The 17,619-nt window shown below is 56.8% G+C and carries 7 protein-coding genes; 6 read left to right on the forward strand and 1 reads right to left on the reverse strand.

What is annotated here, in order from left to right; translation table 11 throughout:
• Window positions 1-571: 571 nt before the first annotated feature.
• From ACYVGC_RS23605 to ACYVGC_RS23630, 6 genes are all read left to right on the forward strand, one after another.
• Window positions 572-1,180, forward strand: a complete 609-nt coding sequence (locus ACYVGC_RS23605) for an SGNH/GDSL hydrolase family protein (RefSeq protein ID WP_460586307.1) — start codon at window positions 572-574, stop codon at window positions 1,178-1,180.
• A gap of 54 nt (window positions 1,181-1,234) precedes the next feature.
• Window positions 1,235-1,963, forward strand: coding sequence for an esterase family protein (locus tag ACYVGC_RS23610; RefSeq protein ID WP_460586308.1), 729 nt, complete (start codon window positions 1,235-1,237; stop codon window positions 1,961-1,963).
• A gap of 1,990 nt (window positions 1,964-3,953) precedes the next feature.
• Window positions 3,954-9,146: a LamG-like jellyroll fold domain-containing protein gene (locus tag ACYVGC_RS23615; protein WP_460586309.1), complete on the forward strand. Its 5,193-nt coding sequence runs from the start codon at window positions 3,954-3,956 to the stop codon at window positions 9,144-9,146.
• A gap of 68 nt (window positions 9,147-9,214) precedes the next feature.
• On the forward strand, window positions 9,215-14,770 hold the full coding sequence (locus ACYVGC_RS23620) for a DUF6443 domain-containing protein (protein WP_460586310.1): 5,556 nt from the start codon (window positions 9,215-9,217) through the stop codon (window positions 14,768-14,770).
• 6 nt (window positions 14,771-14,776) lie between these two features.
• Window positions 14,777-15,238 carry a hypothetical protein gene (locus ACYVGC_RS23625; protein ID WP_460586311.1) on the forward strand — a complete coding sequence of 154 codons (462 nt, stop codon included), beginning with the start codon at window positions 14,777-14,779 and terminating at the stop codon, window positions 15,236-15,238.
• An 82-nt stretch (window positions 15,239-15,320) separates the two neighbouring features.
• Window positions 15,321-16,763, forward strand: a complete 1,443-nt coding sequence (locus tag ACYVGC_RS23630; RefSeq protein ID WP_460586312.1) for a T9SS type A sorting domain-containing protein — start codon at window positions 15,321-15,323, stop codon at window positions 16,761-16,763.
• Between the two features lie 275 nt (window positions 16,764-17,038).
• On the opposite strand, the gene ACYVGC_RS23635 is transcribed toward ACYVGC_RS23630, so the two are convergent.
• Window positions 17,039-17,488 carry a recombinase family protein gene (locus ACYVGC_RS23635; RefSeq protein WP_460586313.1) on the reverse strand — a complete coding sequence of 150 codons (450 nt, stop codon included), beginning with the start codon at window positions 17,486-17,488 and terminating at the stop codon, window positions 17,039-17,041.
• Window positions 17,489-17,619 lie beyond the last annotated feature (131 nt).

Consider the following 17,619-nt stretch of genomic DNA (forward strand, 5'->3'; position numbering starts at 1 on the left):
GAAAACTACCTCGCCATGCTCCATTTTGCCTGCGCTCGAATCACTTGGTATAATTGCCTATTTGGATAGCCTCTAAGAACCGAGTTACTACCGCGGGGCGCTTGCTTTGCTGACCTAGAAGGGGCGCGCCTCAAACTAGCTGAACACCTCGACTACTATCACCACACCCAGCGCTGCACTCCGCTCGAAATCGAATCCCACTACCTGTTTAATTCACCTTAGCTTCGTATCCAGCGGCACCCGACCACCTAAGGCATAGAAATTCTCATGCGCTTTGAAGTCAATGTATAAAGTGAAAAAGGCAATTCGCAAACGCGGCTAGCAACCCCAAGCTATTTTGCCAGGCAAAGGCAGAAGGGACCCCAGCCAGTAGAGGGTAGAGAATTAGGCGGCCGGTGTGTCAAAATGCGTCATCAGCGCGGCAAGTGATACAGCCGCCACCTGATTTTGATGACCTAACGCTGTTCAGCACACACAATAGCCACATAGATTTGACGTGCGGGTAAACTAGTGGCCTGGGCTTAGGCCGACCTTTGACAGGCAATGAAGGCTTTTCGCCGCCAGATACGCTATGCAGTGGTACCAAGAGGAGATTCGGCGCCTGGCGCAACTGCCCGTGGCGGGGCAAGCGCTACCCAAGGTGGTATTCTACGGCAGTTCCACGTTTACGCACTGGCTTACGCTGGCGCCAGATTTTCCGCAGGTGCAGGCTGTCAATCTAGGCTTTGGCGGCTCAACGCTGGCGGCCTGCGCCTGGTTTTTTGAGCAGGTGGTGCCCCGGCAGCAGCCGGCCGCCCTACTCGTATACGCCGGCGACAACGACCTCGGCGATGGGCGCACGCCTGAGGAGGTAGTGCTGTTTTTTGAGCAATTACTGGCCAGCAGCAAGGCGCAGCTCGGGGCGATTCCGCTGTGCTTCGTCTCGATTAAACCCAGCCCGGCGCGGCTGTACCTGCGCGATAATATTGAGTACGCCAACGCCTGCATCCGGCAGCGCATCGCGGCGCTGGGGCCACCCTACTATTTCTTGGACCTCTACCCGGCCATGCTCGATGGGCAGGGTAACCCCCAACGGGCTTTGTATGCGGCCGATGGCTTGCACTTGTCGCCGGCCGGCTATGCCTTGTGGCAGCAGGCCATCGGCCAGCAGCTCGGCACCATGGGGCTGCTCACCTCCTGAGACAAGCTAGTTGGAGGCTTTGCTCCTGCACGTATTTTCTTTCCCGTAAGCTTTATGCGCCGCGAGTATCGACAATGGTGGAGCCCGGCCCTGGGCCGGCAGATGGAGCTACTGGTATTTGGGCACGCGGGGGCACGGGTGCTGCTTTTCCCCACTCGCAAAGCGCGTTTTTTTGACTACGAAAACTGGGGCGTGGTGGAAGCGTTGCGCCCCCGGCTCGAGCGCGGCGAGTTTCAGCTCTACTGCGTCGATAGCGTCGATGCCGAGAGCCTGTACTGCCCGGCCAAGCACCCGTCCGAGCGCATTCGGCGGCACTTGCAGTACGAGCAGTACTTGCTGGAAGAGGTGCTGCCCCTGACGCGCCACCTCAACCCCAACTTGTGCCTGATGGCGGCCGGATGCAGTATGGGGGCCTTCCACGCGGTTAATTTTGCCTTTCGCTACCCGCAGCTGTTTGCCAAGGTGGTGGGCTTGAGCGGGCGCTACGACCTGACGCAGGCCATGGGCTGCTTCCGCGACTTATTTCAGGGCTACGTCGACCAGCAGGTGTACCTGAACACGCCTAACCGCTACTTGCCCAACCTGAGCGATAACTTTTACCTGGCGCACCTGCGCCGGCTCGACATCAAGCTCGTCATCGGGGAAGAAGATGCTTTTCTGGCCGACAACTGCTTTCTGGGCCAGCAGCTTTGGGCCAAAGGCATCGGGCACCAACTGCACGTATGGGCCGGCGAGGCACATACGCCGCCGGCCTGGAAGCACATGGTGCAGCTTTACTTGTAGCGCTACCAGGAGGTGGCGCTACAAGTAAAGCTGCACCATGTGCTTCATCTGATAGGCAGCCAAGCACTTTACCCCCTCTAACAAAGGCCTTCTTATAGCAGCGGGGGGATAAAATTACTCTAAGCCGTTTCGAACGGGTTTTGCAAACTGCGCAGCGAGTTGGGTGCTACTTCCACTTGGCTAGAAACGGTGTACTTACCTAATCGGTCGATGCGTAGATACCGAGCAGGAGAGAGGAGCGCCAGGTCCCCGTCTCGCACCTCCACGCCTTCGGCTCGTAGCGTTTGCACTATCTGTTGCAGCTAAATCGTGCTCCAGAGCACGACGAGGTTGATGACCAGATTTAGGAGTCGCACAACAGTTGGGAACGGAAAATAATGTTGGGAGAATTCAACCAGTTGTTTCTACTGATGGGACATGTGGCCTAGATGTATAGTCCCAGAGTGTGATGGGCCGCGTGTGCCAGTCGTTGCCCGATACCTGCAACGGGGCGGCCAGAGTACACATCACTACGGTCCGCATCTGCGTGCACGCTGGTACCTAGAAATCGGGACGTGCCAAGTTGTACGGTTCCGCCGAGTGTGCAGCTAGCGGTCGGTGGCCAGAAACTCGACAGCCGCTGAACTCAGGCAAAAAATGGGTGAATTGCCCTATACCAGGGTTAACATGGTAGTTATAGCGGGCAACTTGCCCATCGCTGAGAAGTGCAACGGGCCCTGAGAAAAAAATATTAGCCCTAGAAATGTGCATTTCTGGTTGAAAGCGCGCTTTTTAGGATAGATGCGGCCTCTGCTATCGCAAGTCACTACCCGATTGGATAAAGCCAAGCCGACTGACCAGTTCTACGCAGCAGGTCCTCTCTTGAATAGCTTAACTTAAGCATTCTTTCTTAAGCAGTGCTCAAATAGCACTTTTATTGCAGAAGGATTTTTAATATCTAAAATATTAATAATTTAAGCTATCTACTATCTTATCATTCACCCTCCGCAAAATACTCACCCATACTTTGAAATTTAATTAAAAATAATAATGCTATTAATCAGTAATTTAGCTTAAAAATGAGTAGTTGGTGAACTTTTAAATTGGTTGGTGCCACAGCGACTATATATCTTTCGGCTGTGCTAGAAATAAGGCGATGCAATTACCTTATTCAAAGAGTCTCTTCTATTCCTTTTCTACGATAGCATGCCACTAGCCGCTACTTTTTTTAGAAGTTGGCCCTCCCCAAGGCTCAGCTTTATTTTCCTTGTCTAACCTCGTCTACTTTTAACGGGGCGGTAGTTGTAATAAGTATCGTTGCGTAACCTAGAACTGCACGCAGCACAATCTCCCAGACAAGAATGGGTGCCACCCGACTTCAGTAGGTTCCGCTGCTACCGGAAAATTTGTGTCTGGTTTACTAGGAATGCGCGCCTCACTCATTGCGCTAAAAAGGTGAGTGTTAGTGAGACGCCTATAGCACAAAATCGGCAAGGTAGGGCCGTGCTACAAACAGTAGTACGTAAGCAATACCATGCCCATTCTCAGCGCTGGCAACTCCTTGTGTAGCAACTAGTGCCCAGCACGTTTAGCCTGGATTCTACTGGTTACTCTACCGCTTTGGGCTGCCCAGCCAACCAGCCTTGCCGCCCGGTGCGCCACAATGGTCCTTCTTTAACCTAATCAGCACGCCCGCAGCCCAGGTAACGCTCTTGATTTATTAACACCGCCTCAATTTAGTAACTACATGGTTACTAAACTAGTAGCTTAGAAAGGCTTGTGACTACCAGCGGCCTGTCGGCGGAAATAGGGCTTGATAAGCCGGCCTGGTAACTGTCAATGTGCCGCTCTATCTGGTTGCCGTTCCCAGGTTTTACTCCCCTTGGCGCTGGACTACTGGCCTCGGTTTAAAAGTTAAACGGGAGGGTTGCAAGCTGTTGATATGTAGTTAAAATTTATATATTAAGCTGTTAGAATTTTAATTACTCATTCTTGCGGCTCCTCCCTGTGCATGAAACAAGCCTTACTCCTCCCACTCTTAGTTCTGCTTGGCATAGTACCCCGCCCCAGTTGGGGGCAAGCCGCCGCTACTGCCTCCAATACTGGCCTAGTGGCCAGATTTGCCTTGGATGAATTACCAGGTGCTACTACTGCGAAAGATGCGACTGCCCAGCTGGCGGATGGAACCCTGGTAGATACCGGTGGGTCTTGGCAGCCAAGAGGGGGGTATGATGGGGGAGGCGCCCTCGCCCTGACGGGAAACGCCCGCCTTGACATTCCCCTGAACTGGCAGCCGGCCACCTTTTCCTTCTCTTTCTGGCTCAAGCCTACCCGCCTTTACAACTATGGGCAACTTACCGGGGCTAAAGCGAGATGGGGAGCTTTTTTATTTCACTCGGCGGACAATGGCCAGCTTTACGTCGGTACCGACGGGGATAACCGCATCGTGACCCAGGCGGGGACTGTGCAGGTAGGCGTGTGGCAGCACTTTGTATTCACCTTCGCCAATGGCGTAGGAACAATCTATAAAAACGGCAAACTGCTCAGCAGCCAATCAGGTATGGCTCCCTCCCTGCCCTGGCAGGGCCTGAGCCTGGGCTACAACGGGGGAGAAGCCGTCTACGATGAGATACGGGTATATAACCGCGTCATCTCCGCCCAGGAAACAGCGGGGTTGTTTGGCCACTATGAAGCCGAGGAGATACCCGCTGCCCAGCTTGTCAAGGCCACTATCGGCAGTAGCAACGGCGTTACCTATGCGGAGAATCTGACGCAGTCAAGTTCATCCACTCAGGTCGGTTCTACCGTCCCTTTTACTGTGTCAGTTCCGGAAGCCGGAATATATACCATAACTGCTCGCTACGCAACAACTGCTGAGTACGTGCGAACACTGAGTGTATACGTCAATGGCCTAGACGTCACGCAAGCCCAGTTTCCAGCTACGGGCTCGGCAGCTTCCTGGAGTACGCAAAATGTAAAAGTTGCCTTACAGCAAGGAAGTAATACGATTGCCTATCGGTATGATGCTGATGATAACGGGCAGGTTAACATAGATTACCTTGACGTTAACTCGTCTATTAGTCCAGGTTATATCAACGGCTCCGCCGCAACCAGCACCCTACCGGCAGAAGTAGGAGTCGATAAGTTTACTGGCACAGCAACGGTCAACGCCCCGCTGTACACGGTTACCATTCCTGGTTTTTCACTCCCGCTGGCCCTGCATTACTCCGCTGGGGGGGTGCAGGTGGACGATACCGGGGGCGAAATCGGGTTGAACTGGTCGCTGCAGGCAGGGCCCAGCATTCACCGACAGGTACGGGACCTGCCCGATGATAGCAAATTGGAGACTTCCGCCACCCCGGAACGTCGGTACGGGTGGCTCCGCTATCCCACCGGCACCCCGGCAACCCGCCTCGCCGCGGTTCCCAACGCGCCCACCACTTTCAATGCCACGTGCACTACCGGGGAGCAGACAGCCTTCACGCAGCTTAACAGCCTGGGGTCCTTAAATCATGGGGCTGGGGCAACCACCCTATATGATACCGAACCGGACATTTTCACGTACTCGATACCCGGCTACGCCGGTAAATTTATATTTGATGAAACCGGGGCGGTGCGCCTGATGCCCTATGCGCCCATTCAGATTACGCCCGTCTTTGCTACTGGTACGGCGCTCGCCGGGAGTTGCACGTACGCTGTGCCCGTTGGGGAGTTGGCAGGCTTCACTATCAGGACGGCGGAGGGTGTCCTCTATGAATTCAATGACTTAGCTCGTATTTCCCAGCAGACGCAGACGAGCGCACCTTACGGAGGAAGCAAGTATTTACTGCGTCAATTCCGTGACTTTAAAATCCGCCAGGATGAGAGTGGCTCCTACATGGGGCCCACCAATACTGATTACACTACCGGATGGCTGGCTACGCAGATTACAACTCCCGTTGCCCGTATCAATCCGACGGTTAAAGCCGCTAACAGGATTTCTTTTACCTACGACTGCTCCCCACACATCCCAGTTCCGGAAACCCAAAGCACGCTGTTTCTGGTGGGTAATTCAACTAACCTGCCCACTCCCGACCACACTTTGGTAACACGGGTGCTGACTAGTCCACAACTGACCAAAATTACTACCGCTACCACCGTCGTCACCTTCGCTCGGGAGTTGGATGTCTCGGACAATTATCACCTCACTTCCCTGGCAATTACCTCTCCGCTGGAGCAAGGGGGGCTGCTCAAGTCCTATACTTTCGAGTACCTGGGGGCAGGCCGTTACCTGCGGAAAGTATTCCTGAACCGGCCGACTTCTACGCTGCCGCTTTACGATTTTACCTATGCACCTGAAACCGGTACCACCCCACCCGCCGCGGCGAAGGTAGCCACTGGGGTCAACATCAATAAAGACTACTGGGGCTTCGCCAATAACAACAAGGTTCGCACCGGTATTCCGCAGCTCTACGTCTATCCGCAGCTGCTTAGTGGGACCGCCCTGCGGCCAGCTGCACCCTACCGGCTGTACCCAGCGGCTCCTTACCAGAACGGCGGCCTTGTGCTCGTCGGCGCAGACCGCCGCCCGGCCAGCCGCCTGGGTACCGCCGTGGCCGGTACGCTCACGCAAGTTACGTTCGCTACTGGGGGGCAGGTACAATTAGAGTACGAGCAAAACCAGTTTTACGACCCGGTGGCGCAGCAGTCGCTGCCAGCCGGGGGGCTGCGCATCCGCACCATCAAGGTCCAAGACCCCGTTACGCAGGTCGAATCACGCCGCGATTACAGCTACCAGGAAAGCGCGGGGACGAGTACCGGGATTTCCAGCGGCGTGCTGCTGCACCTCCCGCGCTTTGCGTTCGTCATGCCGCTGACCACCAGCACGCAGTGGGCTGACGTAACGGTGCGCAGTACCGAAGAGCTAGCTCCCGACCCCTTTGAGGGGCGACCCGTCGGGTACCGGCAGGTCACGGAGCTAATCCCCGGTAAGGGGCAGGTGACTACGGTGTTCTCCGTACCCGGTGGGGCCGACGAGGTCCTGAGCGCGGCCAACGCGGACAGCAACCTGCCGGAGTGGCGCCGGCCGGTGTTCGGTGTGGCCCGGCAACCAGGCTCCGGCACCTGTCCGAATCTCACCCCCCTGCAGGCGACCAGTGACCTGTACCCGTTTGCTCCGGCTCCTAACTACGACTTCTGCCGGGGACTGCCACTGACGGTCTGGTACCGGGCGGAGCCCACCAGCGGCACGGCCCCCGGCCCCGTGGTGCGGCAGGAAGACTATACCTACCAGTATGTCAACGCCCAGCCGGCTTTGCCGGCGGTGACGGGCCTGCGGTACGAGCAGCTGGGCAACCTGAGCACCCCACTGTATGCCTATGCCAAGTACAGCCTGCTAACCGATTTCTTTTACGCTACCCGGCAGCAAGTGAGTCAGCTGCCCGTCGCGGGGGGGACTACCAATCAGACCAGTATCAGCTACCGCTATACCAACCAGGGCTGGCTGGCCGCCAAGATTATCCAGGGCAGCGATAATACGCTGGGTCGGACACGCTACAAGTACCTGCGTGACTACCCCCTCCCTGCCACGGCTACCGGCAGGGCCCTGCAGGCCATGCGCACCCGACTAGTTACGGAAGGCATCAGCTCCGACCTGGTCGAAACGATTTCCGAAATCCGACCCGCGGGCAGCACTGGTCGCGTGGCCTACGCCGGGGCTACGCTGCAAACTTTCACCACCAGCACCGCCCCGGACGCAACTAACAACCTGCTCACTACGCCGACCTATCCTTATCAGCTGCGGCGCTGGCTGCCTGCCCAGCCGGTAAGCAGCTATGACTCGGTGCGCATCGTCAATAACGAGCTTTACATTCCGGCAGCCCTGCGCGAAGCGTCGACTATTCTGGCCGTTAATGCCAACCTGACGCCGCTGGCCACCCGTACCCAGGCTGGCCGGCAGGTAGCGGCAACGCACGTCGGCTACGAAGGGTCGTTACCCTTGCTGCAGATAGCCAATGCAACGGCTGCCGAAGTCGTCTTCTCGGACTTTGAGACGACTGACAACCCCTACAGCTTCAAGCTAGCTACCGGCAGTAATCCTACTTATTCCACTCCTGTCGCCGCCCGGACAGGCAAGGCGGGACTGCTATTAGGGGCTGGTAGTGCCCTGACCGCTTTTCTGCCCGTCTCCGTCGCCCCACAGTATCGGCTGATATTCTGGGCCAAGGCATCGTCAGCCACTACTATCACGGTGGCCATCAGGGCTGGTTCCAGCACGCCGTTCACACAGTCGCGCAACAGCGCTACCCAGTGGCAACGCTACGAAGTGCTGCTGCCGCTGGCCACGTTAGGGAATCGGAGTGATTATCAACTGAGTATCACGGTAAACGGCCCGCTTCAGCTGGACGATGTGCTACTATTACCGGCCGAAGCCTCAGCGGCCAGTACCACATACGGTCTTGCGGTCGGCAAAACGTCGGAAACGGATGCGCGGGGGCGCACGATGTACTATGAGTACGGTCCCACGGGAGACCTGGCGCTGGTGCGTGACCCGAACCAAGCCATCGTGCACCAGTACCAGAAAGTACTACCCGGCCGGACCGTTACGGCGGGAATTTCCTTCACCACGTCCGGTACGGGCATGGAAAATGAGCCCCTGACCTTCACTGCAGCGGCGGGACTCAATGGGCCATTGCAGTATAAATGGGATTTTGGAGATGGTACCGTTACCCCTTATTCTACTGACTCCAATCCGGGGGCTACGCACGTTTACCCGTTACTCGGGCGTACGCAAGGCTACAACGTGCGCTTATATGTCACCAGTCAGGGGATAGAGTATCTGTACGCGCAACCCCTGACCATCATGACGCCGCCGCTCACCTTAACTACCTGCACGGCTGGCGTGCTAGCGGTAGACGACTGCGTTAAAGGGAGCGCCAATGAGCAGGTTGATTACAGCTGCAACCCCTCAGCACCCCGTACGGCTGGCTACACGACGTTCCAGGTTAAGCCCAGCCTGATGGGTAACCTCACGTACGCCTGGGAGGCGTTGGATGCTACTAATCCTACCGGGCAGTGGGTACGCAGCACCACTAACACCGCCACGATAACGGTGTACAAGAGCTCAAGCCTGCGCTACCGGTGCCGGGTCACCAGGGGGGAAGAAATTGTACTATCCGAAGAGTTAGGAATCGACCATTTCCAAAGTAGCCCGGGCTGCCCATAGGCTGCGCCCCCTCTTCGCCACGCCGTCAGCCGCTACCCTGGTTTCCTCCGACTATCACGCACAGGACTATGAACAATTCTACTTTCTTTCGGGTGCTCGTGAGCTGGCTGGTGCTGGTGGGCCTGGGCAGCGGGCACTACCCGCGGGCTTGGGCCCAGAAAAAGGCCAGTACCAGCCAGCTAGTGGCCAGCCCGCAAGGGACCGGGAATCTGACCATTGGCGTGCCTAACCCCAATCCCGCGTGCCCGAACACGGACGTCACGTTTACAGCGCGGGGCGAATGCAGTTCGTGGTCGTGGGATACGGGGGGCGGTACCTGGATTTCTCAACGGGATATCCCCAACGCTTCTTCTACGGTGACTATCCGCTGGGCAACTCCCGGCACGTACACGGTGAGCGTGGACACGGACTGCGCGGGGACGAGTTATGCGGAGCGCACCATCACGGTGGTAGATACAACGCCCAGGCCAATAACGACCGACGGCCCTGCCAGTCAGCTAACGGCTACTAGTGCCACCATTTGCCAGGGCAACTCCCTGAACCTAGTGCCGCCCGCCGGCTCCAGCAACTGGGTATGGAGCGGTGCCAACGTCGCGCTGGTTTCCAGTAGTGGCGTGGCCACCGTGCAGCCCGTGGCGGAAGCCAACACCTATTCCCTGACTTACAGGCCTTCGGGGTCATCGTGCACGAGTACCAGCACGTTTGCCGTCAACGTAGCCGCAGTTCCTGGCAAGGTAGAGATGCTTAATAACGAGGTACCTGGTGCTAATTGGCGCTTCGGTCCGGGCAGCTTTACGCTTGCCGTAAAAAATCCGGAGCCCGGCTACGTTTACAACTGGTATGATGACCCGGCCAGTAAGACCAGCCTACACACGGGCCCGGACTTTACGCCATCCTTGACGCAGAGTCGCTCCTACTATGTGACGGCGACTGCGTGCCAGGAAACGGAGTATACCGCCGCAGGCGTAGTCCTGCGTACCATTCAGTTACTAGTCGCCGGCGTAGTGCCTGCCGCCCCCGTGCGCTTAGTCAACGGCACGCCAACGGTGCTGCAGGCGACCAGCAGCCTCAGCGGCCCGTTTACGTGGTTTCTGAATGGGCTGGAAATCAAGAACCAGACCGGTAGCCAGCTTTCCGTCACGCAGGCGGGCCGCTACACCGTGCGGACTCAGTACCCGGGTGACTACTACTCGTCGGAAAACGTTTCGCAGCCGGTTGACTTAGTGGAGGGCCTGGATAGCCAGACGGCCAATGGCCAGGCGCTTACGTACTTGAGCGACTTACAGGTGCTGAAAGCCGGCGTGACGACGGTTGACCAGTTGCCGCAGCTCGCTACCGCCGACCGCGTTCAGAACATCACGTACCTCACCAGCTGGGCCCAGCCGCTGCAGCAGGTAGCCGTGCAGGCAGGCCCGGCCCAGCAGGACATCGTGCAGTACTACACCTACGCTGGGAGTGCTACAGCCGCACAGACTTACCTGCCCTTTCCGGTCAACAGCCAGGCCAAAGCGGCCGGCCTCTACGAAACGGACCCGCTGAGTAAGCTTACCGCGTATTACGCCCCGCAGGACAGCCAACCCTACGCCACGACAACCGCGGAGGCTTCGCCCCTAGGCCGACCACTCAGCCAGGTGCAGGCGGGCAGCGCCTGGGCCAGCCACGCGGCCCGCGTGAGCTACGCCACCAACACGACCCAAGACGCCGTGCGCCTGTGGCAGGGCCTCACCAGTCCCAATACTTATGCGGCGGGCCAACTCAACAAGGAAGTGCTGCTGGATGCCGATGAGCGCCGCACCGAGGTCTACAAGGACGGCCTCGGGCGAGTTGTGCTCCAGCGCAAAATAACCGGCTACGGCAGCGGCAGCGCCCAGAACTTAGATACCTACAGTATCTACGCGCCGGCTGGCTACTTACAGTACGTTATCCCGCCCGCCGCCGTCGGGGCCCTGGCGGCCGCCGGCACTTGGAACGTGAGCAGTATGCCTGCCGGCTTTGCCGGTCAGTGGCTCTACCAGTATACCTACGATGACCGCGGCCGCCTGGCCGAGCGCCAGTTTCCCGGCGCGGCCCCCGTGTACCTGGTGTACGACCAGGCTGACCGGCCCATCCTGGTGCAGGATGGCAATCACCGCAAAACGGGCGTCAGCCAGTGGCTGTTCACCAAGTTCGATGCGCAGAACCGACCGGTGGTTTCCGGGTTGTACTATTCCACGGCCTCCCGCCAGACCCTGCAGGCTCAGGCCGATGCCGCTACGTCTAGTGCCGAGTTTGAGAGCCGCACCAACGGCGGCTACACGACTGGCAATACTTTCCCGGCCGTGCAGGACGGGACCAACGGCGCGGTGGTGCTGTCGATGTCGTTTTTCGACGACTACGACCTGAACCAGGATGGCAGTCCCGATTATGCCTATGCCAGCCAGGTGCTGGGCACCGACCCACAGCCCGTGGCCACCACGCAGCTGCGCGGGCTACCCACCATCACCCGCACCCGCGTGGTGCAGCCCGGCGGGCAGTACGGCAACTGGCTGCAGGCCGTGCTCTTTTACGACGAATACGGCAACCTCATCCAGAAGCAGAGCAATAACCTGCTGCAAACTGGTAGTGGCCTGGGCGATGTCACCACGCTGGTCTACCGCCAGCAGGGCTTCGTGCCGCAGGTGCTGCGCTCGCTCAAAACGCAGCAGACGAATGGCCTGACGGGCTCCTCTTCGCCGCTGGTGAGCATCCGCAACCGCTTCAGCTACGATGCCGCTGGGCGTCTGCTTCAAACCTGGCAGCAGCACCAGTGGAAAAACACCTGGGAGCCGGAAGTGCTGGTCAGCAGCAACGGGTACACCGGCCTGGGCGAGCTGACGCAGAAAAAGCTGCACAGCCGTGATGCAGGCGCGACGTTCCTACAGAAAGTAGACCTGGCCTACAACCTACATGGGCAACTGCTAAGCATCAACAAGAGCGACCCGACCATCAATCCCGAGAACGACTTGTTTGGGTTAGAGTTGGTACGAGAGCAATCTACCATCACAGGCAACGTGCCGCGCTACGACGGGGGCATCTCGGCCGTGAGCTGGATGGCCCATAACGCGGCCCAGCAGAACCAACCCGAGCGGGAGCGCCGCTACAAATTCACTTACGATGGGCTAGGCCGCCTGACCGATGCGACCTACGCGGCCCGCAATCGTCCCTGGGAACTCTTCACGTTGGAGCAGGGAGCCTACGACGAGAAAGAGGTGAATTATGATGCCAATGGCAACATCAAAGCCCTCAAGCGCTACACTCAGGTGAGCGCGGCAGCCAGCCCCATGGTACTCGATGACCTCACCTTTACCTATACTGGCAACCAGCACAGCAAGGTGGATGACGCCGGCGACATCACCCGCGGGTTCAAGGATGTCAACACGTCGACCGAATATGACTACGATGCCAACGGCAGTATTACCCGCGACGCCAATAAGAACGTCACCTACACCTTTAATTCCCTCAACAAAGTCGAGCGGCAGGCCGTCGGGACCGGTGCGCTTATCTATACGTACGACGCAGCGGGCACCGTGTTGAAGCGGGAAGTAGTAGCCAACGGTACCACCAGCAAAACCGAGTACTACATCGACGGCAGCGTGTACCAGGCGGCTCCCGGCTTCGTGGGGCTGCTCTCGGTGCCGACCAGTGAGGGACGTGCCCTGGCTCCCGACGCCCAGGCCACTGCCCTTTCGTATGAATACCACCTGCGCGACCATCTGGGTAACCTGCGGGTGGCCTTCCGGGCCGACCGCCAGCCCGAGCTGCTGCACCTGGCCATGGAAGACCCCAGCCGGGAAGAGGGTGCCTACCCTAAATTTCAGAACGTCAGTGCCTCTCAGAGCCCAAATGGCCTGTCCTACCACGGCGGAACCGTGGCCCGCGGCTCGTACTCAGCTGCCGTATCGGCCTCTCAATCCGGACCGCTCACCCGCATTCCAGTGGTGCAGGGCGACCAGTTGAAAGTGAGTCTGTACTACGCGACGCCTAATGGAGTGCAATACGGCGAGACAACCCCTCAAACTCCCGGCCCCCAGGGTCCTGGTCAAACGGGGCTGACTGCTACTCCCCAGTGGGCAGTAGCGCCCACGCTGTTGGCCGTAAACCCAGCCGCCGGGAATCGCGAGCTACAAGCCAGCGGCTCCGCCAAGCCCGTGATGGGGGTGCAGGTGAGCGTGACGGGGCTCCTAACCCGACTCTTGCAAAAGAAGAGCGCACTGCCTGCCCGGTCTCTGGCTAACGGAAGCGGTAGCGCGAATGCTCGCACCACCAGTGACTTCGACTTGGAGCCGGGTCCCGAACAACCCCAGGCAGTTGCCTACGTGGCCCTGCGGGTGTATGACCAGCAAAACCGGCTGATTCAGGAATGGCGGCAGGAAGCGCCGGTGCAGAACACGGGCAACTCGATTATGAGTTGGAACCAGTTGCGCTTTCTGGTGACCCCCGATTTATCCAACTTGCCCAGCCGCGCGGGCTACCTGGAAGTGCAGCTGCTCAACGAGGGCAGCCAGCCCGTCTACTTTGACTCGCTCACCATTCGCCACCCGCAGGACCGGACGCTAGTCAGTCAGGAAAATCACTACTACCCATTGGGTATGGCCCTGAGTGGGGTAGCCGTCAACACGGTACCGGTGGCGACTTTGAGTAAGGAGCAGTTCAACGACGGCTCCACGTTGCAGGATGAACTACTGGGGACGGAGGGAGGCGTATATAGTACTTTCTATCGCACCTATGACCCGGCAACCGGACGCTTTACAGGGGTGGACCCGCTGGCCAACGTAACACCAGACTGGACTCCTTACCAATTTGCTCTTGGAAATCCTATTGCGATGAATGACCCCAGCGGAGCATTGTCTGAGTTTGGTTCATGGGGTGCTCTTATCAAGTCGTTCTTTGATGGAACAGCAGATGAAGGTACGTATTCACTTGGCGGTGGAGGGGGAGGAGGTAGTGGAAACACTGACAATGCATTAGGATTCCAAGCTTTAAGTTATGTAGATGTGGCTAATAGAATATTTTACACTTTGGAACAAAGGATATTTCAGCCTGTTTACTCTGATAATAATGGCAATTATTATCATTCGGACAAGAATAATTTCAATTACTTTGTTGAAATAGGCCATGCTTTACCTAACACTAGGTCGAATGATTTCTGTCCAACATGCTTGGATCCTAGCAGCCTGCATCAGAATGGCTTTGGGTTGGGGCTTGATTATACGGGCGGCAATAATCCTAAGAGCTATAATGGCAATGATAATTATGAACACAGACCGGAAAGTTTAGCTGACTATCCCTCTATTGGTCATGATAGACGCTATGATAACATAGGGGCTCGTGGCCCACATGGTGTGTTGTTTGATACTCACGCTACTGGCGCTGACCTCCGATTTGGTGCGGAGCAATATGGCACTTTCGTTGGCGCATTTTACTCTGGTAAATTTGTAGACGCATATGAAGCATTAGGTGCTGGAACAGTTATAGGTGTTATTGGAATTGCAAAAGGTTTGTACGTAATTGCAGGTGATCCAAAAAATGGGTTATTTGAATTAATTACGTGGTATAAAATCAGTAATAAAGGTGTAACTAACGACCCTTCTTATAGAGGGCATTAAGTTATTATGAAAAATTTTGCTTGGGTACTCTTCCCACTATTACAGAGCTTAACTAGTTCTTGTGACATCCGTTCCTTTTCAGCAGGGTCGTATCCTTATGCTGAAAGCGTCACTTCCAATTGTCGCCGCGACTATATCATAAGTAAGCTAACTAGTTTAAAATCAGATAGTAAGTATAATAATACTTATTCTTTTCCAGATGGCCCGAATGAGTCACCATCACCTTACTATAGTTTTTACTTTTTTTCTAGCGAAAATAACTGTATTGTACACATGGCTGTTGGGCCTGGTTTTGATAAGAATGCAGCTCTATTGATAGTTGGTATTAAGGAGGCTTATTCCAATAGTCCATGGGTAGATTTTAACCATGGATTAGTAAAAGACCGGCAAAAAAAAATAATGACTTGGTTTAATAAGGAGATTCAACCCAGCATCATTTGTGAAAAAGGGCAGGATGGAAATTTGTGATTCATATTAAATTACTTAATAACTTATTTAAGACATGATAAGATAATTGCTTTCCATTTTCTTAATAAGAATACTTCACTAAATGAAACAACTTCTATTTTCTGTACTCGGTTTATTAGTAGGCACCTCAGTTCGCGCCCACGCCCAACAAACAGGCCCCGCTATACGCCTGCAAGCTGATGCAGTAATCGCCCTGCCTCCCGGGGCCGGCTTGGCTGCTATTGCCGATGGCGATTTCAACCACGACAATCGCCGCGACTTGGCCGTGTGCGAGCGCAAGCTTGGGCAAGTCGCTCTGTACATGCGCTCGGCGGCGGGCACCTACCCTACGGCCAAGTTTACCTATGACGTTGGCCAGGGCCCCAGCGGCCTAGTCGTTTTCAACCACCTTCCTGGCCGCTACCACGCCAGCCTAATGGCTGTGAGCGGCCCCAGCAGCCAGTGGACCATGTTGCGCGACGACCAGGATACGACCGGCAACCTCGTACAAACGACCTATCCCCTGAGTTTTGGCGTGCCCGACATCAGCTCCCGGCCCGAACTAGTGCAGGCCGATGTAGACCAAGACGGTAACGCTGACTTTGCCTACACCTATCCCATTAAGGGCACCGAAAGCTTTATTCGTTACAGCCGTTACAATAGTAGTGGGGGCCCGCCCGGCCCAGCTCGCCCGTTTTACACGCGCCAACTCGACACCGACTTCAACGCGTCAAGCAGCCTAACCCTGGCCGACTTTAACCGCGATGGCTTCCTTGACCAAGCCTGGACAGACTCCACCAACAGCGCGGTGCACGTGGTGCATAGCTTCCAGCGGGAGGTGAATGTGCTGCAAACCAGCGGCCGCGGGCCCGTACACACCGCCGCGCAGGATATTGACGGCGACCAGCTACCTGACCTAGCCGTGGCCTACGCCACCAGCAAGGAAGTGATGGTGCTGCGCACCACTATCATGTCTGACTTCACCCGCTCTTATTCCTACCAGCTTGCGGCCTCCCCACGCCGGGTGCTGCTAGCCGACCTCAACGGCGATAGCCTCCCAGAATTGCTAGTTGTGACGGCCGATAATCAACTTCTTGTTTATCAGCATAATGGCAGTCAATCGGCCCTGTGCTACGCCACTATTACCCCGCAGGTGCTAGCCACGGGCGTTGACCCCTCGCTGCTGCAAATTGCCTACCTTGATGCCGATAGCTACCCCGATGTGGTGGTAGGCTGCCGCGGCGACAACACCGTGCGCACCTACCTGAACCGCAGCAGCACCGTCGTCACCGCCAGCCAGGCCAGCCAGTTGCTCGCCGGGGTAGATGTGTACCCCACTTTGGCTACTGACCAAGTGACCGTGCGTCAGGCCGCGCCGCGAGCGCTGCAAGCTACGCTGCTTGATGAGCTAGGTCGCCCCGTACGCCAGCAGCTACTCACGGAATCTACCAGCATATTGAGCACTGCCAGTCTGCCTCGCGGACTCTACTTGCTGCGCCTAGTAAGTACAGCAGGCACGCGTGTTACCCGAGTGGTACTTCAGTAATAGGTTGACACTCTAACATTAAAGGTAGCGGCTCCTATCGATAACGCACTGAAATAATAATCAGCACGTTACCGATAGGAGCCGTTAGCATGTCGTGCCACACGAGTCTGGAAGGGGAACAGAATTACTTCAAGCCATTCTGGGCCGCCTGTGTTAGTAGCTCAACGCAGCTTGCAGGTACTTACGGTAGCGTTTGACGCTGGAGAGGCTGATGCCAGTCAGCTCTACGGTTTCGGTAACGGACAAGCCTTTTTCGAGTGCCTTTTTAACTTTGCTCAGGTTTTACGCGTCGAGCCCTTTGGGCCGGCCGATGCGCTTGCCCTGCGCGGCTGCCAGTTGCTGGCCGGCCTTGGTCTTATCCAGGAGCTCTCGCGGTCGTAATCGGCCAGCGAGGCGAAGATGGAGAGCATAAACTTGCCCGCCGGCGTGGTGGTGTCGATGCCCAAGTCCAGAGCCTTGAAGTGTATGCCGCGCTGGTGAAACGAGTTGACCAGGTGAATAACGTGGTCGCGGCTGCGCTCCAGGCGGAAGAAGCGCGCCACCAGCACGGTATCTCCCGCCCGTAGCAACCCCAATAGCTCATCGAGCGCGGGCCGCTGCACACTCATGCCCGTGATTTTACCCTGGAAGATGCGGTCGCATCCAGCCTTGGTCAGGATGTCAAGTTGGGTGTCTAAGTTCTGGTCAACGGTCGAGACGCGAGCGTAGCCGAAGGTCTGGTGCATAAAGGGTCAACAAGTCAGGTTCACAAAGCTAACGTCCCGTTTATTTTTGGCCCGGCTTTCTGACCCCAGTTTTTCGGGCGGCTCGCCGCCCGGTGGGTGGGTCGGGGCCAGGGCCAGGAAGCTTGGCTTTT

The organism is Hymenobacter arcticus (genome assembly GCF_054779975.1).